The sequence below is a fragment of the Corynebacterium sp. HMSC05H05 genome (assembly GCF_001807265.1).
GTDB lineage: Bacteria > Actinomycetota > Actinomycetes > Mycobacteriales > Mycobacteriaceae > Corynebacterium.
Map to the genome: position 1 here is coordinate 4324 of NZ_KV788416.1, position 19963 is coordinate 24286.

A 19963-nucleotide genomic window follows, 5' to 3' on the forward strand; every position below is an offset into this window, starting at 1 on the left:
TATGCCCCGGAAGCATATACTTTCCTGAAACCTAGAGGTTAGGCCCCGGAAATCGCTAATTCCGGACACACTTTTTGACCCTTAACCCCGAAAGCTCGCGCTTTCGCACGAGCTTCGGAAGTGGGAGCACCGTAGTGCGTCCGAGGTAAAAGATAGCGTGCGAGATAGTTGTTGTGCAACTGTGTTGAACTTTTGTGGCTGCAGCATAGGCACCAGCTCCGACATTAGAACCCGAGTTTTCGAATACTCGGCGCCGTGAGCGGGACCCTACACCGAATTCCTGCCCTGACCATGCAAAAGAAAGCGCCCCGCCAGGATTCGAACCCGGCATGTAGGTGGTTCTAACGGTTGAACTTGCCACGACCGGGGAGTCGCCAGATTAACGTGGCAAGCAGCAATAGCGACCTCTCGACATTTGAGTAAGGATGTTCATAATGTCCCAGCGAGAAAAATGGCACAAAGTCGAGGAGGGCAAGCTCATAGCAGGGGTCTGTGCTGGAGTAGCTGAAACATACGGAACCTCCGCCAACACGGTCAGGACCATTTACGTGATTGCCAGTCTCTGCGGGCTACCCATGGTTTTTGTCTACTTGTTGCAGTGGGCTATCTATCCACGATATTGAGCGCCCCGTCGGTCGCACTCTATGCGAATCTGCGCGGTTCGTCGGTCATGCTGCCCAGTGGTAGCCGGCTCAGTAAAGTGCCTGCTCAAAGCCGAAATTTGCGCCCCCAGCAGGATTCGAACCCGCGACCAGCCGGGTAGAAACCGGATGCTCTAATCCACTGAGCTATGGGGGCAACACCGGCTGATTGTAGTTATGGCTCTGCGCAGCGCGAAAGTAGGGTATGCGGCATGACTGCACCCGCCCGCACTCGCACCGTCGCCCCCGCTTGGCCGCTGTATCTGGCCGCGTTCGCCATCGCGGCTGTTGTCGCCGGCGCGGTGGGGGAGGCGTTCTCGGGCGGCTCGCTCGCGGAGCTGGGCATCCCGGATCCGGGAGCGGCCACCACGGTGGGCCTGCCGGCACTGAGGGGCGTCGCGTGGCTGCTCATGGCGCTGGCCACGGGCTCGTTTTTGCTCGCGGCTTTCCTCATTCCCCCGAAGCAGACCCAACAAGATCTCAACGGCGCGCGCCTGACGGTCGACGGCCACCTCGCCTCGCGCACCGGCGCCCACGCCAGCGCGGGCATCGCGCTGATCGGGCTGGTCATGATCCCGCTGGTGCTTTCGGACGTCTCCGGCCAGCCCCTCAAAGCCGTCCTGTTCGAGGCAGCCGCGTGGTCGCAGGCGCTGGACCAGGTCGCGGATGCGCGCGTGTGGCTCATCGTCGCCGCATTCGCCGCCGTCGTCGCGACGTTCGGCTACGCGGCGACCAGCTGGTGGTCTCAGGTGTGGCTGTTCGTCGGCACGATCGTGGTGGTCATGCCGATCGCGCTGACGGGCCACTCGGCCACCGGCGGCGCGCACGACTTCGGCACCAACTCCCTGATCTGGCACCTCGTGTCCATGCTGCTCTGGGTGGGCGGGCTGATGGCGCTCGTCGCACATGCTTTACGACGAGGCCCCGGCCTCACCGCCGCCACCCAGCGCTACTCCCGCATCGCGCTGTTTTCCATCCTGGCCATGGCCGTCTCGGGTGTGGTCAACGCGCTGGTGCGGGTGCGCCTGGAGGACCTGACGCAGTACAACTACGGCTGGGTGCTCATCATCAAAACCGTCGGCATCGTCGTCCTCGGCATGATCGGCTACGTGCACCGCGAGCGCACCATCCCACAGCTTGAAACCCAGCCCAGGGCGTTCACCCGCCTTGCCGCGGGCGAGGTGCTCATCATGGCGGCGATATCCGGTCTGGCCGTCACGCTCGGGCGCACCCCGCCCCCGCCGCCGCTGGACCCGAACCTGACCCGCATGCAGATCCAGATGGGCTACAACCTCACCGAGCCGCTGACCTGGACGAACTGGCTGACTACCTGGCGCCCGGAGCTGCTGTTCAGCGTCATTGCGATCCTGCTGGCGGCGTACTACCTCCACCTTGTCCGCCGGGTGGACGGCTGGCCGGTCGCGCGCACGCTGTGGTGGCTGGCCGGCTGCGCGATGGTCGTCGTCACGCTGAGCTCCGGCATGGGCATGCACATGCCCGCCTCCTACTCCGCGCACATGACGGTGCATATGATCCTGTCCATGGGCGTGCCGGTGTTCCTGGTGCTCGGCGCGCCGCTGACACTCGTGCGCGAGGCATACCCGGCCGGCGAATTCAACCCGCGGCTGTGGGCGGAAAGCTTCCAGCGCTCGAAGTTTCTGCGCGCGGTGACGTTCTCGCCGGTGTCCACCATCCAGTTTTTGGTGTTCTTCTACGCCATGTACGTGATCCAGCCGTTCTACGAGCTCATGATCTCCGAGCACGCCGGCCACGTGATCATGAACGCGGCGTTTCTCATCTCCGGCTACCTCTACTTCTGGGAGCTCATCGGCCCCGACGAAATCGAGGGCCGCCCCACCGCGAAGGTGCGCCTGTTGTGGCTGTGGGTGTCCATGCCGTTCCACCTGTTCATGGGCGTGTACCTCATGCAGCTCGGCTCCGTGATGGGCGAGGAGTTCTACCGCTCGCTGGAGCTGCCGTGGAACCCGGACCTGCTCGCGGTGCAGAAGGACGGCGGCGGTATCGCGTGGGCGTCCGGTTCCTTCCCGCTGGTGATCGTCTTCGGCGAGCTGTTCATCCGTTGGTGGCGCGAGGATAAGGCGGAAACGGCCGCCTCGGACCGCCGCGCGGAGGAGACCGACGACGAGGAATGGCGCCGCTACAACGAGATGCTTTCTCAAATTCATGGCCGCTAGCTGCGGATTGTGAATTTCTCAGGTGAAGTTATCCACAATTTGGCCGACCCCTTTTTCTGCCTTGCGTTTCGTGCGACTCTGCTCGCGCAGGGGGCAATTGCTTATCGACGGCACACCCGCCCCCGCAACCGCACACCATCCGCACGCATGCAGAAAGGGGCCTTGAAAATGGCCAACATCGACTACACGCTGCTCGGCAACCTGATCGCCGAGCCGTACTTCAAAACCTTCACCTCGGGCAACGCCGTGCTGCGCTTCCGCGTGGCCACCTCGGACGTGAAGAAAGAAAAGAACGACAACGGCGACGACGTCTGGCGCGACTACAACCAGTTCTACGTCGACGTCGAGTGCTGGGGACAGCTCGCGGTCAACGCCGGCGCGTCGCTGCGCAAGGGCTTCCCGGTGATTGTGATCGGCAAGCTGGTCCACGAGTACTGGGAGGGCAAGGACGACAAGGGCGAGCCGGCGCTGCGCTCCAAGACCACGCTCAAGGCGCGCCACGTCGCGTTCGATCTCGCGCGCTACCAGGTCAACTCGGTGCGCACGTCTGCCTCCGGCAACGCGATCGACGGCCACGAGATGCCCAAGGCGATGGACGCCAAGGCACTGAACAAGAAGCTCAACGGCGAAGATGCCGAAAACGCCGAGCCCAAGGGCGGCTGGGGCAGCTTCTCGGACACGCCGGAGGTGGAGGAGCGCCGCGTCAGCGCCGAGGACGTCGACGGGGTCACCCGCAACGACGCCGACACCGACACAGACACAGCAGGGGAGGAGCTCGCCACCACCGGCGGCGCGCCGTTCTAGTTTTCGCCGCCTTCGCCCCGCCGTTTCCAGCGCGCCTTGGAAGCGGCGGGGCGCGCGTGTGCGTGATGTACCCTAAGTGCGGTATTTACCTCCGCACTAACAAAGGGGATTCGTAGTGGCTGAGTTCATCTACACGATGAAAAACGTCCGCCGAGCCATCGGCGACAAGGTCATCCTGGACAACGTCACCATGGCGTTTTACCCGGGCGCAAAGATCGGCGTCGTGGGCCCGAACGGCGCCGGTAAGTCGTCGCTGCTCAAGATCATGGCCGGCATCGACCAGCCGAACAACGGCGAGGCGTTCCTCCAACCGGGCGCATCCGTGGGCATCCTTTTGCAGGAGCCGCCGCTGAACGAGGAAAAGACGGTGCGCGGCAACGTCGAGGAAGGCCTCGGCGAGCTGTTTGAGAAGAAGCAGCGCTTCGAGGAAATCGCCGAGGAGATGGCGACGAACTACTCCGACGAGCTCATGGAAGAAATGGGCAAGCTGCAGGAAGAGCTCGACGCGGCCGACGCGTGGGAGATCGACTCCAAGATCGAGCAGGCCATGGAGGCGCTTCGCTGCCCGCCTTCCGACGCACCGGTGACCAACCTGTCCGGTGGCGAGCGCCGTCGAGTAGCACTTGCGAAACTGCTGCTGAGCGAGCCGGACCTGCTGCTCCTCGACGAGCCGACCAACCACCTCGACGCCGAGAGCGTCCTGTGGCTGGAGAAGCACCTGCAGACCTACCCGGGTGCGGTGCTGGCGATTACCCACGACCGCTACTTCCTGGACAACGTCGCCGAGTGGATTTGCGAGGTCGACCGCGGCAAGCTCTACCCCTACGAGGGCAACTACTCCACCTACCTGGAGAAGAAGGCCGAGCGCCTCGAAGTCGCCGGCAAGAAGGACCAGAAGCTGCAGAAGCGCCTGAAGAAGGAGCTGGACTGGGTCCGCTCGTCGCCGAAGGCCCGCCAGGCCAAGAACAAGGCTCGTCTGGAGCGCTACGAGGAGATGGCGGCAGAGGCAGAGCAGTACCGCAAGCTCGACTTCGAAGAAATCCAGATCCCCACCCCGCCGCGCCTGGGCAACAAGGTCGTGGAGGTGGAGAACCTGCACAAGGGCTTCGACGGCCGCGTGCTGATCAAGGACCTGTCGTTCACCCTGCCGCGCAACGGCATCGTCGGCGTGATCGGTCCCAACGGTGTTGGTAAGTCCACGCTGTTCAAAACCATCGTGGGCCTGGAAGAGGCCGATTCCGGCTCCGTGGAGGTCGGCGACACCGTCAAGATCTCCTACGTGGACCAGAACCGCGAGAACATCGACCCGGAAGAGACCGTCTGGGAGGTCGTCTCCGACGGCCTGGATTACATCCACGTCGGCCAGAACGAAATGCCGTCGCGCGCCTACCTGTCCGCCTTCGGTTTCAAGGGCCCGGACCAGCAGAAGCCGTCCAAGGTGCTCTCCGGCGGCGAGCGCAACCGCCTGAACCTGGCGCTGACGCTGAAGCAGGGCGGCAACCTGATCCTGCTGGACGAGCCGACCAACGACCTCGACGTCGAAACGCTCGGCTCGCTGGAAAACGCGCTGCAGGCCTTCCCGGGCTGCGCCGTGGTGATCTCGCACGACCGCTGGTTCTTGGACCGCACCTGCACCCACATCCTGGCCTGGGAGGGCAACGTGGAAGAAGGCAAGTGGTTCTGGTTCGAGGGCAACTTCGGCGACTACGAGCAGAACAAGATCGAGCGTCTCGGCGAGGAAGCCGCCAAGCCGTCGCGCGTCACCCACCGCAAGCTCACCCGCTAGGAGCACGCAATGGCTGAGCCGAACAGGATCCACGTCCACACCATCCCAGTGCGCTGGAGCGACTTCGACCGCTACGGGCACGTGACCAACTCCGCCTACATCGAGCTCGCCCAGGAGGCGCGCTTGGCGTTCGCGCAGGAGTTCTTCTACTCCCAGGGCCACGAGTTCGTGGTGTTCGTGCGCCGCCTCGAGGTGGATTACGTCCGCCCGATCCTGCCCAACACCACAGAGGTGACGGTGGAGACGCAGGTGTCCAACGTGGGCAACACGTCGTTCACCACCCGCCAGGAAATCAAGGATGCCCAGGGCAAGGTCTGCTGCGTGATCGAGTGCGTGCAGGTCACGGTGGACACCACCACGACCTCTCCGCGTGAGATCACGCAGAAGGAAATCGGCATCCTGTCAAAGACGGCCGGGGCGTAAGTGGTCGAGGTTCGGATCGAGCGTGGCGCGCGCGGGCTCACCGCGCTGCTCTCGCGTGCGCTCGCGCTGGACGCCCAGGCTTCCGCGCGCATCCAGGAGGTGGGCGAGGGCCAGCTTGACGTCTTCGTCACCACGCCGTTTGACGCCATTGCTTCTCGACGCACCTCCGGTACCACCACCCACCCCGGCGCCACCGTCAGCGCCCGCGCCATGCTCGACGCATTAAAGTCCGACGCAGCCGAGGTCGGCCCAGCCCGCGACGCCGCCTGGCCCGGAGCCCTGCCGCCGACCAGCGGCTTCATCGCCCGCGAGGTGGTCCCCATCGGCGTCGCCCGCCGCCTCGCGGACGAGGGCCGCAACCTGGCCCTCCAATTCTCCGGCCCTGCCGGTCCGCCGCGCTCACTTCTCGACGGCACCGTGCTCACCGCCGACGCCGACAGCAACAACCCCGTGGAAATCCCCATGCGGATGATCTTCGCCTGCACCGCGCTCGGGCTTATCCCCGGCTTCGAGGCCCCCGCGGAAATCCCGCGCCACCTACGCGTCGCCACCTCGGGCAGCTGGGTGCGCCTGGACGCGCCGTTCGGCTCCGTCTACCGCAGCACCCGCCCGAATTTGCTGTTCTAATACGCGCGCGGGCCCTGGTTGATCATCATGTAGGCCACGCGCTGCATGTGGTTCCACATCTGGGCGCGGTAGGCGGGCGGCAGCTCGTCGTCAGTAAATTGCTCCATGGAATTGCCCATGAGCTCCAACCACCGGTCCGCCTCCGCCTCACCGATGGCGAAGGGGAGGTGGCGCTTGCGCAGCATCGGGTTGCCGCGCTTTTCCTGGAAGGTGCGCGGCCCGCCCCAGTACTGCACCAAAAACCAGCGCAGGCGGTCCTGTGCGCCGTCCCAGTCCTGGTCCGGGTACATCGGGCCGATGAGGTCGTCCTGCTTGACCTGCGTGTAAAAGCCTTCGACGAGGCGGTGGAAGAAGGCGTCGCCACCGACGGCGTCGTAAAGCGTCTGCTCCTGCTTAGGACCGATCTCCATTGTTCTCCTTCATCTCTACAAGCACAGAATCCATCGCCGTGAGCACCACGTCCTGCTCGTGCAGCGCCGCGAGGATGCGGTGGTTCAGGTGGCGGGCCACGCCCCACTGCTCGCCCGGCATCGTGGTCACGCTCAAACGGAACGACACGTAGGTCGGGTTGAACTCGCTGGGGCCCAACATCGTCGGCGTGCCCATGACCAGATTGCGGATCTCCGGGTCCTGGCACGCGGCGACGGCGGTTTCCTCGATGACGCGCGAGACCTTGTCCGGATTTGCCATGACCGACACCGGAATCTGCAGACGCGCCGTGGAAAAGCGTGCCGAGTGGTTGCCCACCTGCTCGATATCGCCGTTGCGGATGTGCCACAGCGCCCCGTCCATGTCCCGCACCGTGGTGATGCGCAGCGACATGTCCTCCACCTCGCCGACCACATCTCCGACCTGGATAGTGTCGCCCACGCCGAACTGGTTCTCGATGAGGATGAACATGCCGGAGAAGAAGTCCTTCACCAGCGACTGCGCGCCAAAACCGATGGCCACGCCGACCACACCGGCGGACGCGATCAACGGCGCCACGTTCACCCCCAGCTGATCCAGCACGGCGAGGATCGCCCACGTCCAAATCACAATCGCGGCGACAGAACGGCCCACGTTGCCCAGCGTCTTCATGCGCTGCTGGCGGCGGGCCTCCTGCGCCCGGTACTGCGGAGTGTCCTCCACGGTGGGCGCGATAAACGGGGTGCGCTCGATGCCGTGGCGGGTGGCGCGGTTGATCACCTTGCGCGCCACCCAGCTCAGCACCAGCGCCACCACGATGATCAGCAGGATCTTCACGGGGCGTTCCACCACGAGTTCGTGGGTGGCCGGGTCGTTCCACCAGTTGCTCACGCCCGTGACGGCTTCGTCGACTTTTTCCACTGTTTCTGATTGCGCTTTCATCGGGCACGAGTCTAGTGCATAAAAATGCCCGCGGAATGAACCGCTTGGTCTACTGTTTGCAGACATGACTGGATTTGCTACCGACGCCATTCACGCCGGCTACGAACCCGACAGCCTGTACGGGCCGATCAACACGCCGATCTACGCCTCCACCACGTTCGCCCAGGACGGGCTGGCGGAGCTGCGCGGCGGCTATGAGTACACCCGCGTGGGCAACCCCACCGTCACCGCACTGGAAAAGGCGGTCGCGGCGCTGGAGGGCGCCGAGTACGCCGTGGCCTACTCCTCGGGCATGGCGGCTATCGACGTCATCCTGCGCATCCTGCTCAAACCCGGCGACCACATCGTCGTGTCCAACGACGCCTACGGCGGCACCTACCGCCTGATCCAGCAAGTGTTCACACAGTGGGGCGTGGAGAACACCGTGGTGGACATGACCAACCCGGAAGAGGTCGCCGCGGCGGTGCAGGACAACACCAAGGCCATCTGGGTGGAAACGCCGACGAACCCGATGCTGGACATCGTGGACATCGAAGCCATCGCCGCCGTGAAAAAGCAGGCCACGCTGGTGGTGGACAACACCTTCGCCTCGCCGTACCTGCAAAAACCGTTCGACCTCGGCGCGGACGTGGTGGTGCACTCCACCACGAAGTACATCGGCGGCCACTCGGACGTCGTCGGCGGCATCGTCTGCGGCGACGACGCGCGCGTGCCCGGCTTCCACGAGCAGCTGCGCTTCTTCTTCGGCTGGGTCGGCGCGAACCCGTCCCCGTTCGACACCTACCTCACCGGCCGCGGCCTCAAGACGCTTTCCGTGCGCATGGACAAGCACTGCGACAATGCGGAAGCCGTCGCAAAGTTCTTGGATGCCCAGCCCCAGGTCGCGCGCGTGTGCTACCCGGGCCTGGAAACCCACCCGGGCCACGAGGTGGCCGCGAAGCAGATGACCCGCTTCGGCGGCATGGTCTCCGTGCTGTTTCAGACCACCGAGCAGGCCAAGACGTTTTGCAAGTCCACCAAGCTGTTCTGCCTGGCGGAGTCCCTAGGCGGCGTGGAGAGCTTGCTCGAGCACCCCGCCACCATGACGCACGTTTCCGTCGCCGGCTCCGCGCTCGAGGTGCCGGGCGAGCTCGTGCGCATCTCGGTGGGCATCGAGGAGGAGGCCGACCTCATCGCCGACCTCGAACAAGCCCTCAAGCAGCTTTAGTTTGCTGCGGCGTCGGCCGCGCGGTTGCGCACTGCGCGTGCTGCGCGGTCTTGGCCTTCGGCGATGACGCGCTTCAAACCGTTCGGGACGTCCGCGTTAAGCAGAGCGTTTGCCTTCTCAACCGCCGCCTGTGTGACATCCCAACGCGGGTACATGCCCTCCAGGGTGCGCTGCGCCATCTCGTTGGTCAAACGATCCCACAAAGCCGGCGCGGCGCGGAAGTACTCGTCGGTCAACCCCTCAAGGTCTGCATCGGTAAAGGTGAGTCCGTCCATGAGGTAGCGGGCCTCAAGGTTGGTCAGGTCGTCGTTCATGAGCTTGTCCCAAGCCCAACGCTTATCGACGACCGCCCTCGCCCGCAGACGCGAAATCGCGCCCTCCGACGTCTCGTCCTGCTCCTCATCCGCGGCCTCCAGCGGCAGGGCGCCGGCGGCGATGAGGTTCGTGATCGCCAACCAACGAACCTCCTGATTCTCAGAAGACTTCAGCAAATCCTTGAAGTACTCAACCGTCTCCTCAGTCGGCTCCAGACGGGCAAGCGCACGGTCGAACACCGCCTTCGGCTCCTGGCCACGGAACGCCTCGTTCAACAGATCGAAACCGGTGCGGCGCCACGCCGGGTCAACGTAGCGCTTCACAGCCTCAGTAGCCTGAGCGGCGATCCGCTCCTGCATGTCCGGGCCAACCTCACGCGCCACCAACTCCACATACTTGCGAGCCGGCAGACGACCATCGCGCACAGACTCCCATAAGGAAGACCACACCAAAGTCTTCGCCAGCGAATCCTCAATCTGGCCCAGGTGCTCCACGGCGAACTGCTGCTGCTCCGCATCGAGACCCATCAGGCAGTACGTGAGGTCTTCGTCGTTCACCAGGGCGAGATCGTGTTTCACGCCTGAAAATTCAGGGATCTCAGTGCGCTCGCCGGTGATGTCGAGTTCGACTTGGTGGGTGCGCTGCACGGTGCCGTCGATAAGCGAATAAAGCCCCACGCGAACACGGTGATCGCGCAACACCGGCGACTCCTGCACCACAGTGAACGTGTCCGAAATCTCCGGGTAAAGACGCGACACACCGGTAGTACGCAGCCACTGCTCAGCCCAGTTAGACAAATCGCGGCCCGAAGCTTCCTCGAGCGCGCCGAGAAGATCGTCAAACGTAGCGTTGGAGTAGGCGTGGTTGTCGAAGTGCTTACGCACGCCCGCGAAGAACTCCTCGTAACCCACGTACGCCTGCAGCTGCTTCAGCACGCTGGCACCCTTCGCGTAGGTGATGCCGTCGAAGTTCTGCTCCGCGGTCTCAATGTCCGGCGCGTCCGCCGCGATCGGGTGCGTCGACGGCAGCTGGTCCTGCGAATACGCCCACGCCTTCTCCACCGTGGCAAACGTCGTCCACGCCTCCGGATACTCACCGATACCCACCTGCGCCGTCGCTGCCGACCAAGTGGCGAACGACTCGTTGAGCCACAGATCGTCCCACCACTGCATCGTGACCAAATCGCCGAACCACATGTGCGCCATCTCGTGCAGGATGGTGTCGTTGCGGCGCTCCAGGCGGTACGGGGTCGGCTCGGAGGTGAAGATGTACTCGTCGCGGTACGTCACGCACCCGACGTGTTCCATCGCGCCCATGTTGTACTCCGGGCAGAACACCTGGTCGTACTTGTCGCCGAACGGGTACTTGCGGCCGAAGTTGGCGTGGTAGAAGTCGAAGCCCTCCTTGGTCTGGCGGAACAGGCGCTCCGAATCCATGTGGGGGATCAGGGACGCGCGGGCGTACAGGCCGAGCTCGATGGTGCGGCCGTCGCCGGCGTCGTAGGTGTCGGAGATGCGCTCAAACTCGCCGGCGCAGATCGCGATGAGGTAGGTCGACAGCGGGTAGTCGATCGTGGTGGTCCAGGTGGAGGTGCCGTCGCCGTTGTCGGCGCGTTCGACCGCCTCGTTGAGGATCACGGTGTAGCGCTCCGGGGCCGTCACGCTGACCTTGTAGGTGGCCTTCAGATCCGGCTGGTCGAAGCCGGCGAAGACCTTCATCGCCATCGCGGGCTCGAACTGGGTGTACAGGTAGTCCTTGCCATCCACCGGGTCGGTGAACTTGTGCAGGCCTTCGCCGGTGCGGTTGTAGGCGTCGTGGGAGGTGACGGTCAGGGTGTGGGGGCCGTCGCTGAGAGACAGCTCCCGGCCCGTCTCCTCGCCGTCGAGGGTGGCCTCGAACCCGGCCGCGACCAGGTCGAAGTGGGTCGTGCCCGCCTTCGAATCGAAATGCACGGTGCTCACAGTGGTGAACTCTTCCGCCCCGGTGATGTCCACAGCGATGTCGTAGCGGACGTTGGAAATCAGTTCGGCGCGCGCCTGCGCGTCCTTGCGAGTCAGATTGGTCTTCATCTGCCCCAACCTACACGCGCTATCGTGGGCGCCATGACGGAACAAGTGAAATTCTGGTTTGACGTATCCTGCCCGTTCGCATGGCAGACCTCCCGCTGGATCAAAGAGGTGGAGAAGGTCCGCGACATCGAGGTCGAGTGGGTGCCCATGTCGCTCGCAGTGCTTAACGACGGCCGCGACATCCCCGACGACTACGCCGCAGCCATGGAGGCCAACTGGGGCCCGGCGCGCGTGTTCGCGAAGGTTAAGGAAGAGCAGCCAGAGAAGGTCGACGAGCTGTACACCACAATGGGCACGATGATCCATGCCGGCGGCGAAGGCGGCAAGAAGGGGTCCGGCGCCTACGACGAGATCATCGCCAAAGCGCTGGCGGAGGTCGGTCTGCCGGACCACTTCGCCGAGGTGGCCAACACGTCCGACTGCGACGACCTGCTGCGCGGCTTCCACGCCTCCGCCATGGACGCCGTCGGCGACGACGTGGGCACCCCGGTGGTCAAGCTCGGCGACAACGCGTTCTTCGGCCCCGTGATCACCCGCGTGCCGGAAGGCGAAGAGGCCGGCAAGCTGTTCGACCACGCCGTCGGCCTGGCGGAGTTCCCGTACTTCTTCGAACTCAAGCGCACCCGCACGGAGATGCCCCAGGTACGCTAAGCGCCATGCGTATTTACCTTGGAGCAGACCACGCCGGATTCGAGCGCAAGAACCAGATCAAGGCCCACCTTGAGGCCCAGGGCCACGAGGTGACCGACTGCGGCGCCCACGAGTACGACGCCGCCGACGACTACCCGGCGTTCTGCATCGCCGCGGCTGAGGCCGTGGTGGCCGACCCGGGTTCGCTTGGCATCGTGCTCGGCGGCTCCGGCAACGGCGAGCAGATCGCCGCGAACAAGGTCAAGGGTGCCCGCTGCGCCCTGGCGTGGTCGGAAGAGACCGCGAAGCTCGCCCGCGAGCACAACAACGCGCAGCTCATCGGCATCGGCGGCCGTATGCACACCGAAGAGGAGGCGCTCGCGATTGTCGACGCCTTTGTGTCCCAGCCGTGGAGCGAAGAGGAACGCCACCAGCGCCGCATCGACATCCTCGCCGAATACGAGCGCACCGGCGTCGCGCCGGAGCTGCCGTAAGCCGCGTCACCAGCCCGCGAAGTAGCGCTCCAGCTGCAGCGGGCCCGCCACTGGCGTCAGCCCGAAGTCCTCGGGGTGCGCCGTGACCGGCTCCAGCTCGAGTGCTGCGGCGCGTTTGGTGCGCACCACGGTGCCGTCGGGGGAGAGCACGTACTCCACAGCCAAAAGCGCGCTCAAGTCCTGCGGCGCCCAGCCCGCGCCGACGGCGACGCTCACCCGCGCCTCGACCTCCGCGGTGCCTACCCGCGGGTCGTTGGCGAACAGCGCCGGCACCTCCGCGACGCGCACGTACGCGCCGACCTTCAGCCACTCCGCGATGACGAAGTCGCGCACCCCCTCGCCGTCCAGCTCCGGGACCTCCACCTGCAGGTCGAAGGTATCGAAGATGACCCCGTCCGGGCGCGCCAGCGGGTGCGTGACGCGCCGGGCCAGCGCCAGCGACTCGGCGTTTTTGACGGCGGTGGCGGCCGCCGGGTCGTCGTAACGCTGCCCGAAGTCCTCCTCCGCGTGGTGCGCGACGGCCGTCGGCTCGTGCACGAACGTGGCGCCTGCGTTCCAGGCACGGAAGCCGAATTCCCAGTCTTCGCCGCCGTAGCCGACGAGCGTGCCGTCGAAGCCGCCGACCGCGTCGAAGAACTCGCGCGAGCACGTCAGCACCGCCGAGATGATGTAGCGCCAGGAGCTGTGGTCGGCGTTGCGGAGGTTGGCGGTGGCGGACCAGGCGTCGATAAGCCATTGCGGCTCTTTATCCTCGGCGCCGGTGCGGCGCGCGCCGACGACCACCGCCCGCGCATCCCCCACGATGTGGGGCACGACCGCCGAGAGGTAGCCGGGCTCGGGCACGGTGTCGGCGTCGAGAAACGCGAGCACCTCGCCGCGCGCAGCGTCCGCGCCGAGGTTGCGCGCCGCGGCCGCCCGGAAGCCCTTGTCCTCCTGGCGCACCACGCGCGCCCCCTCGATTTTGGGCGGTTCGGCGGAGCCGTCGTCGGCCACGATGATCTCCACCTCGCCCGCGTAGTCCTGCGCCCGCACCGCCGCGACGACCCGCTCGAGCGCTTCCGCGTCGTTGTAATGCGGGATGACAACGCTCACATCAGGCCAGCTAAACGCCATGTTTCCTCCCACAGTTGCGCGACTTCGGCCCATCCGTAGCGCGGCGGGTCGATTTGCTTGGGCTCATGCCTATCGACGGCCTCCCGCCAGCCCCCGTCAGCCACCAACGTCACGCGCCCGGGCAGCCACGCGTCGATCTCGCGGGCGTAGGCGGAGTCGCGCACCAGCACGGTCCGGCCCGCGCCTAGCCACGCCATCAGCGAGCCGGAGGCGGAGAAGTGGCGGTGCGGGCACACCGGCACGGCGATGCGGCCCATTTCACGCGCGAGTTGGGCGTCGGTGAGCCAGCCCGTGATCTCGGCGTCGAGTGTGTCGGCCCAGTCCTCGTGGCCCTTTGAGACCGCACCGAGGAAGCGCAGGCGGTGGTCGGGCAGGGCGTCGATGAGGTCCTCGTGGCCCTTGCCGGGGTAGAGAAACCCCAGCACGCCGACGCTGCCCGGCTCGGGGTCGAAGGGCGAATCGATGACCGGGATGGGCAGGCGGATCACCGTTGTCGCGGCGTCGAAAAACGAGGCCTCGTGGTTGGAGTTGACCACCGCGACGTCCGCCGCCTCCACGAGCCCGCGGTAAACGCGTGCGCGACGTGCGTAGCGCTCGGCGCCCTCCTCCGGCTGGGGGATGTCGTGCAGGCTCACGGACAGCGGGCCGTCGATGCGCGCCAGCAAGCGGTCGGCGGTGTCGCCGAAAAGGTGGTCGGTGAAGGTGACGTGGACGGGGCCGGAAATCGGGGCATCGCCGAACGTCTCCTCCCGGATGACCTCGGCACCGGTCGTGCGGGCGAGCCCGAGGGCGTACTCGGTTACCCCGTGGCCCGCGGGGCCGACGATGAGATGTTTCATTGCACCAACCCTAGATTCGCAAGACGTTCCGCGTGGCGCTGCAACCCGTGGGCGACAAGCGCCGGGCGCTGGCGGTAGAACTCCAGCTGCGCGGCGCGGATCTCGTCGGCGTCGATGACCCCGGCGCCGCGCTCGCGCCACTCCTCGCGGCCTGCAACCGAAACGCCGAGTGCGTCGGCGGCCGCGGCGTCGATAGGTGCGTCCAGCCCGCCGAGCATTTCGTAGTCGGGGGCGACGGGCTCGTCGGAAAGCCCCAGCTCCTCCAGCACCCGCGACGCCATGAATGCAAGCGTCGCGTTGTCGGGGTGGTTGACGGTGTGCCACACGGGGGTGGTTTCCAGGTAGTCCGACACCACCACCGCGCCGTGGGCGCGCTCGCGCAGCCGCATCTGCTCGACGGACATCGCGGCGGCGCGCCGCAACGCGTCCGGTGACGGCGCCGCGGCCGGGGTGTGCCCCGCGGCGGCGGCCAGGGTGCGCAGGTCGTGGTACGGCACCACCGGCGGGTTCAACGACGGATCATCCGGGTCGCGGATGATGGCCTGATACGGCATGAGCCCGTCGAAACGCAGCACCGGCACAACCACACGCCGCGCCGACGTTTGCAGCTGCCGGGTGCCCACGGGCAGGCCGCGGTAGTTGTCGCGGATCGGCTGGGTCACCAGCACGTCGGCGCGGGCCACCAGGTCCAGAAACCACCCCATCTCCGCCGCTTCAAGCTCGTGGACTGGAGCGATGCGCTCGCCGGTGAAGTGCCCGGTGGACATGAGCAGCTTGCGCGTGGACTCCGCCTGGCAGTTGCCAACAACGACGAGCAAAGACATGCCAACACAGTATGCGAAAACGTTTATATTAGTGGGGTGCGCGTTCTGTCTATTCCCTCCGGTCACCCGTACACGCAGGCTATCCGCCCTGCTGGCGTGGAGTTTCTGCCGGACCCGGACATCGACGGCAACTGGTGGCCGCACCCGGCGCTCGAGGCCGAGTTTTGGCGCGACCCGCCCGCGGTGGACCTCGTGCACGTCCACTTCGGTTTCGAGCACCGCACGCCCGCGCAGATCGCCGAGCTGTGCCGCGCGCTGCCGGTGCCGCTGGTGCTCACGGTCCACGACCTGGACAACCCGCATCTCGTCGACCAGACCGAGCATCACGAGCGGTTGCAATTGCTTATCGACGAAGCATCCGCCCTGATCACCCTCACCGACCAAGCCGCCGACATCCTCGCCCGCGACTTCGGCGCTCGAGACGTCCGCGTGGTGCCGCACCCGCGGATCGTGGAGGAACCGGTGGCGGTGGAACCGGGCGGGCGCGCGGCGGTGTTTTTGAAGTCGGTGCGCTCTAACGTGGTCGCGGACGCGCAGTTCTACCGCGATATCGCGGCGCAGGTGCCGTTGGATGTGTATGTGCATGGGGGAGCGGAGCTGGCGTCGATAGGCACTGTGGTGCACGAGCCCATGAGCGACGACGAGCTGCACAGAGCTGTCGGCCGCGCCGGGGTGTGTATCTTGCCGTACACGCGCGGCACGCACTCCGGGTGGCTGGAAATGTGCCGCGACCTGGGTGTGCCTGTGGCGGTGCCGGACTGCGGGTGCTACGCCGGGCAAGCGGACACCCCAGACGCGGTGGAGGTGTACCGCACCGGCGACGGGCGCGCGGCCGGTTTGGCTGCGGCGCGGCTACTCGCCCGCGGGCCGGTGCCGTACACCGGCGACAGGGCGCGGCAGCTGGACCAGGTGCGCCGGGCGCACGAGGAGATTTACAGGAAAGTGGTGATCGAGTGACCGTCGCCGCGAAACCCGCGACCCGTGCCCCGCGCACCGGAAAACTCCGCATCGCGCTGGTCGGGCCTGCGCGCTACCCCGTGCGCGAGCCGTACGCCGGCGGGCTGGAGGCGTTCTGCCACACCATGGTCGCCGCGCTGCGCGAGCTCGGACACGACGTGGACTTCTTCGCCGCCGAAGGCTCGGACGGTAACGACCCAACCCTCGAGTTGCCCGGGGTGGACTGGGGCGCACACGCCACCGAGGCCACCGACACCACCTACCCGGAAGGCGGGCGCGAGCGCGAAAACTCCGCGTTTGTCAGGCTGCGCCGCCTGCTGGTCGCGCGCGGCTACGACGTGGTGCACAACAACAGCCTCAACCCCTACATCTTCCCCTCGGCCGCCTCGCCGGAGCCGCTGCCGATGCTGACCACGCTGCACACTCCGATGGTCGAGGAGATCCAGGCCGCCATCACTGCCGCCGGCTTGCGCGCCGGGCGGTTCGCCGCCGTCAGCCGCACCACCGCACGGGACTGGCGCCTGCCGAGTGAGCCGGTGATCATCCCCAACGGCGTCAACGTGAACCTCTGGCGGCCGGGCAGCGGCGGCGGCACCGCGGTGTGGTTCGGCCGCCTCGTGCCGGAAAAGGGCGCGCATTTGGCTATCGACGCCTGCAGCAAAGCCGGCATCCCCCTCGTGCTGGCGGGACGCAACGGCGACCACCACTACTTCCGCGACGAAATCGCGCCCAGGCTGGGCGACGGCGCCGAGTGGATCGGCGAGCTGTCCCACGCGGAACTGCGCAAACTCGTCGCCGGGTGCGGTGTTGCCGTGGTCAGCCCGCGGTGGGAGGAACCGTTCGGGCTCGTCGCGTTCGAAGCGATGGCCTGCGGCACCCCCGTTGCGGCGTTTCGCCGCGGCGGCATGGGCGAGCTGTTGCGCGACGCCCCGGCTGCCCTCGCCCCTGCCGACGACGTCGCAGCGCTTGCCGCCGCGATTGCTAAGGCGCGTGGGTTTGAGAGGGACGTGGTGCGCCGTTGGGTCGTCGAGAGGCACTCGCTTTCCCAAACCGCGAAGCATTACACCGACATCTTCCGCCAGGTAGCGGCGTTTGGAAAGGTAGGACAATGATCGGCATCTACGCCCACCACCACGGCTCCGGGCACATGCACCGCTGCCGCGCCATCCAGCGCGAACTGCGCGCAATGGGGCACGAAGCGCAGATCCTCTCCACGGCAGGCGGGGACGTTTCGCTTCTCGACGACGCCAGCGACACCCCACGCCGCATGCGCAGCGGCCGCGCGATGACCGCCGGCGGCACGCTGCACTACGCGCCGTACGGGGCGCCGCAGATCGCATCAAGGTTCGCGCAGATCGCCGACTGGGTGGCAGAAAACCAGCCGGCGGCGTTCTACGTGGACGTGTCCAACGAGGTCGCCGCGTTCGTGCGGCTGATGGGTATCCCAGTGGTGGTGCACGCGATGCCGGGCTACCGCGGCGACGCCCCGCACCAGCTCGCCTACGCGCAGGCCGATGCGATCGTGGCGGCGTGGCCGGACTGGGTCGAGGTGCCGGATCATTTGCGTGCGCATGCCGACCGGCTGCACGCCGTCGGCGGGATCTCGCGGCTTACCCCGCGCGAGGGGGTGAAGCGCGACCCGAACCACGTGGTGGTGATGGCAGGTTTGGGCGGCTCGACGTGGTCGCCCGCCGATTGGGAGGCGGTGCAGCGCGCCTGCCCCGAGTACCGGTTCACGTTTTTGGGCGGCGATAACCACGTCGACGACCCGACGGAGCTGCTGCAGTCCGCAGGCATTGCCGTGACCGCCGGCGGGCAGAACTCCGTGGCGGACCTAGCGGTGACCGACACCCCGGCGGTGATCCTGCCGCAGCCGCGCCCGTTCACCGAACAAAAGGCGGGCGCGCGAGCACTCGAGGGCCTAGCGACGGTACGAAACGCCTTCCCCGCCCCCGAAGAATGGCCCGAACTGCTGCGCCGCCGCGACACCGACTGGGCCCGCTGGCAGACTCATGGTGCGGCGCGCCGGGCCGCCGAAGTCATCGCCGGCGTGGCCGCCGACCCCGGCCAGCCCGCCACCTGCGTGATTACACTCGCCGACGCGAACCGGCGCGACCACCTGACCCACCAGGTCAACCTTATGCCGATGGGCGTCGACCACGTCACTGTCGCACTCGGCGACGCGGATGTGCTGGCCAAAGGGGTGCCGAAAAGCCACGTGGTGGAAGGACCGCGCAACCTCGCCGCCGCCCGCAACCTGGGCGCGAAGACAGCCATCGAGCGCGGCGCCGAGGTGCTCGTGTTCTTGGATGCGGACTGTTTGGCCTCCGACGCACTGGTGCCGCGCTACGTCGCAGCGTTGCGTGAGCGCCCCGACGCCGTCGCCGCCGGCCCGGTGACCTACATGGACGAAGGCCAAATCCGCGTCACCGGCCCCGACCCGCACCCCGCCCGCCCCAACCCGGCCGACGGCGAGCTCGTCGACGCCGACAACTACGACCTGTTCTGGTCCCTTTCCTTCGCCCTGACCGCCGAGACGTGGGCGCGCATCGAGCACGACTTCGGGGGCTTCGACCCCACCTTCGAAGGGTACGGCGGGGAAGACACAGACTTCGCCCGCGAACTCCAGCGCCGCCGCATCCCGCTCGTCTGGGTCGGCGGGGCGCATGCCTACCACCAGTGGCACCCGGTGTCCTCGCCGCCGTGGGAACACATCGAGGACATCGTCGCCAACGCCAACCGATTCCACGACAAATGGGAAACCTTCCCCATGGAAGGTTGGTTGGATGCGTTTGAGGCCGAAGGTGCCGTCGAGAAGCAAGAAGCCCCTGCGCGCTATATCCTGCGGAACCATGAACTTCACCATCCACGAAGGAAGCACTGACTGCCCGGTGATCGTGCACGTGCCGCACGCGTCGCGCGAGATCCCCGCCAAGGTCGCAGCCGATTTCATCGCCACCGACGACCAGATTGCGCGCGAGCTCGACCGCGTCACCGACGACCACACCGATACCCTCGCCGCGGCCGCCGCCGAGCAGTCCGGCTGCGCGCCGTGGATGATCGTGAACAACCTCTCCCGCCTCGTCGCGGACCCGGGGCGGTTCTCCAATGAGCGCGAATCCATGGACTCCACCGGGCGCGGCGCCATCTTCCTCAAACTTGGCGACGGCAACCCGCTGCGGCCGCTGGACATGGACGTTGCCGACCTGAAGGCCGAGTACTACTTCCCGTACGCCGACGCGGTGTCCAAGCTGGTCTCCGGCCGCATCCAGGACTGCGGCTGCGCCGTGATCGTCGACGTGCACTCCTACAACAACCAGCCCGACGAGTACCGCATCCACCCCGGCAAACTCCTGCCGGACATCTGCATCGGCACCCACTCCGTGCACACGCCCGCCGTGCTTGCCGACGAAGCCGCCCGCACCTTCACCGCCGCCGGGTTCAACGTCGAGCGCAATACACCGTTCGCCGGGGCGTACGTGCCGGTGGACTACGACAAAAACACCTCCGTGCTGGCCGTGATGTTCGAGGTACGCAAAGACTTGCTGGAAAGCGACGAGTCACGCGTGCGCGTCGAGGCTGCGCTGGCCGAGGTGATCCGCAAGGCCGTGGAAATCTCGCGCACCGATATGGGCCGCCCGCTGTAGCTGTTTTTGGGCATGCCGATGGGCCCGCCCTTTTGGGGCGGG

Annotated in this window: 19 protein-coding genes and 1 tRNA gene; 13 read left to right on the forward strand and 7 right to left on the reverse strand. The window is 66.4% G+C overall.

The window, feature by feature from the left end; genetic code table 11:
• The first annotated feature begins 434 nt into the window (after window positions 1–434).
• A complete protein-coding gene (locus HMPREF3151_RS10450) occupies window positions 435–623 on the forward strand; it encodes a PspC domain-containing protein (RefSeq protein ID WP_070475724.1) in 189 nt (62 codons plus the stop codon).
• A gap of 101 nt (window positions 624–724) precedes the next feature.
• Here HMPREF3151_RS10450 and HMPREF3151_RS10455 read toward each other — a convergent pair.
• Window positions 725–798, reverse strand: a tRNA-Arg gene (locus HMPREF3151_RS10455).
• Window positions 799–853: 55 nt separating this feature from the next.
• Between HMPREF3151_RS10455 and HMPREF3151_RS10460 the strand changes: the two genes are divergently transcribed.
• The 5 genes from HMPREF3151_RS10460 (at window position 854) to HMPREF3151_RS10480 (ending at window position 6476) form a co-directional block, all read left to right on the forward strand.
• A complete protein-coding gene (locus HMPREF3151_RS10460; protein ID WP_070475672.1) occupies window positions 854–2836 on the forward strand; it encodes a bifunctional copper resistance protein CopD/cytochrome c oxidase assembly protein in 1983 nt (660 codons plus the stop codon).
• Between the two features lie 168 nt (window positions 2837–3004).
• The gene (locus HMPREF3151_RS10465; protein WP_070475675.1) at window positions 3005–3640 is read left to right on the forward strand and encodes a single-stranded DNA-binding protein; all 636 of its coding nucleotides are present in this window, start codon (window positions 3005–3007) and stop codon (window positions 3638–3640) included.
• A 115-nt stretch (window positions 3641–3755) separates the two neighbouring features.
• A complete protein-coding gene (ettA, locus tag HMPREF3151_RS10470) occupies window positions 3756–5426 on the forward strand; it encodes an energy-dependent translational throttle protein EttA (RefSeq protein ID WP_070475678.1) in 1671 nt (556 codons plus the stop codon).
• Between the two features lie 9 nt (window positions 5427–5435).
• Entirely contained in the window at window positions 5436–5849 is a 414-nt protein-coding gene (locus HMPREF3151_RS10475; RefSeq protein WP_070475680.1) for an acyl-CoA thioesterase, read from the forward strand.
• The gene (locus HMPREF3151_RS10480) at window positions 5850–6476 is read left to right on the forward strand and encodes a DUF8185 domain-containing protein (protein ID WP_070475682.1); all 627 of its coding nucleotides are present in this window, start codon (window positions 5850–5852) and stop codon (window positions 6474–6476) included.
• On the opposite strand, the gene HMPREF3151_RS10485 is transcribed toward HMPREF3151_RS10480, so the two are convergent.
• Both HMPREF3151_RS10485 and HMPREF3151_RS10490 read right to left on the reverse strand, forming a co-directional pair.
• Window positions 6473–6886, reverse strand: a complete 414-nt coding sequence (locus tag HMPREF3151_RS10485) for a globin (protein WP_070475685.1) — start codon at window positions 6884–6886, stop codon at window positions 6473–6475. The two genes, HMPREF3151_RS10480 and HMPREF3151_RS10485, sit on opposite strands and share 4 nt — an antisense overlap.
• Complete coding sequence (locus HMPREF3151_RS10490) at window positions 6870–7826, reverse strand: mechanosensitive ion channel family protein (RefSeq protein ID WP_070475689.1); 957 nt, start codon at window positions 7824–7826, stop codon at window positions 6870–6872. The genes HMPREF3151_RS10485 and HMPREF3151_RS10490 overlap by 17 nt, the downstream gene beginning before the upstream one ends.
• Window positions 7827–7890: 64 nt before the next feature.
• Here HMPREF3151_RS10490 and HMPREF3151_RS10495 point away from each other — a divergent pair, with 64 nt between their 5' ends.
• Window positions 7891–9033 (forward strand): cystathionine gamma-synthase, encoded by a 1143-nt coding sequence (locus HMPREF3151_RS10495; protein WP_070475692.1) that lies wholly within the window; start codon window positions 7891–7893, stop codon window positions 9031–9033.
• Here the strand turns inward: HMPREF3151_RS10495 and pepN are convergent.
• The gene (gene pepN / locus HMPREF3151_RS10500; RefSeq protein ID WP_070475695.1) at window positions 9030–11417 is read right to left on the reverse strand and encodes an aminopeptidase N; all 2388 of its coding nucleotides are present in this window, start codon (window positions 11415–11417) and stop codon (window positions 9030–9032) included. The two genes, HMPREF3151_RS10495 and pepN, sit on opposite strands and share 4 nt — an antisense overlap.
• A 33-nt stretch (window positions 11418–11450) precedes the next feature.
• Between pepN and HMPREF3151_RS10505 the strand changes: the two genes are divergently transcribed.
• Window positions 11451–12068 (forward strand): DsbA family protein, encoded by a 618-nt coding sequence (locus HMPREF3151_RS10505; RefSeq protein ID WP_070475698.1) that lies wholly within the window; start codon window positions 11451–11453, stop codon window positions 12066–12068.
• Window positions 12069–12073: 5 nt separating this feature from the next.
• A complete protein-coding gene (locus HMPREF3151_RS10510) occupies window positions 12074–12541 on the forward strand; it encodes a ribose-5-phosphate isomerase (RefSeq protein WP_070475701.1) in 468 nt (155 codons plus the stop codon).
• A gap of 6 nt (window positions 12542–12547) precedes the next feature.
• Here HMPREF3151_RS10510 and HMPREF3151_RS11880 read toward each other — a convergent pair whose 3' ends face one another.
• The 3 genes from HMPREF3151_RS11880 to HMPREF3151_RS10525 are packed head-to-tail and all read right to left on the reverse strand — an operon-like array spanning window position 12548 to window position 15317.
• Window positions 12548–13654 carry a glycosyltransferase family 2 protein gene (locus HMPREF3151_RS11880; protein WP_070475704.1) on the reverse strand — a complete coding sequence of 369 codons (1107 nt, stop codon included), beginning with the start codon at window positions 13652–13654 and terminating at the stop codon, window positions 12548–12550.
• Entirely contained in the window at window positions 13630–14493 is an 864-nt protein-coding gene (locus HMPREF3151_RS11885) for a glycosyltransferase family protein (RefSeq protein WP_070475707.1), read from the reverse strand. Before HMPREF3151_RS11885 ends, HMPREF3151_RS11880 begins: the two co-directional genes overlap by 25 nt.
• Window positions 14490–15317, reverse strand: coding sequence for a WcbI family polysaccharide biosynthesis putative acetyltransferase (locus HMPREF3151_RS10525; protein ID WP_070475709.1), 828 nt, complete (start codon window positions 15315–15317; stop codon window positions 14490–14492). The genes HMPREF3151_RS11885 and HMPREF3151_RS10525 overlap by 4 nt, the downstream gene beginning before the upstream one ends.
• Window positions 15318–15353: 36 nt before the next feature.
• Here HMPREF3151_RS10525 and HMPREF3151_RS10530 point away from each other — a divergent pair, with 36 nt between their 5' ends.
• From HMPREF3151_RS10530 to HMPREF3151_RS10545, 4 genes are read left to right on the forward strand one after another with little or no spacing between them, the layout of a single operon-like run.
• The gene (locus tag HMPREF3151_RS10530) at window positions 15354–16274 is read left to right on the forward strand and encodes a glycosyltransferase family 4 protein (protein ID WP_246815261.1); all 921 of its coding nucleotides are present in this window, start codon (window positions 15354–15356) and stop codon (window positions 16272–16274) included.
• Window positions 16271–17386 (forward strand): glycosyltransferase, encoded by a 1116-nt coding sequence (locus tag HMPREF3151_RS10535; RefSeq protein WP_070475712.1) that lies wholly within the window; start codon window positions 16271–16273, stop codon window positions 17384–17386. The genes HMPREF3151_RS10530 and HMPREF3151_RS10535 overlap by 4 nt, the downstream gene beginning before the upstream one ends.
• Entirely contained in the window at window positions 17383–19158 is a 1776-nt protein-coding gene (locus tag HMPREF3151_RS10540) for a glycosyltransferase (RefSeq protein ID WP_070475715.1), read from the forward strand. The genes HMPREF3151_RS10535 and HMPREF3151_RS10540 overlap by 4 nt, the downstream gene beginning before the upstream one ends.
• Complete coding sequence (locus tag HMPREF3151_RS10545; RefSeq protein WP_070475718.1) at window positions 19127–19921, forward strand: N-formylglutamate amidohydrolase; 795 nt, start codon at window positions 19127–19129, stop codon at window positions 19919–19921. The genes HMPREF3151_RS10540 and HMPREF3151_RS10545 overlap by 32 nt, the downstream gene beginning before the upstream one ends.
• Window positions 19922–19963: the final 42 nt, after the last annotated feature.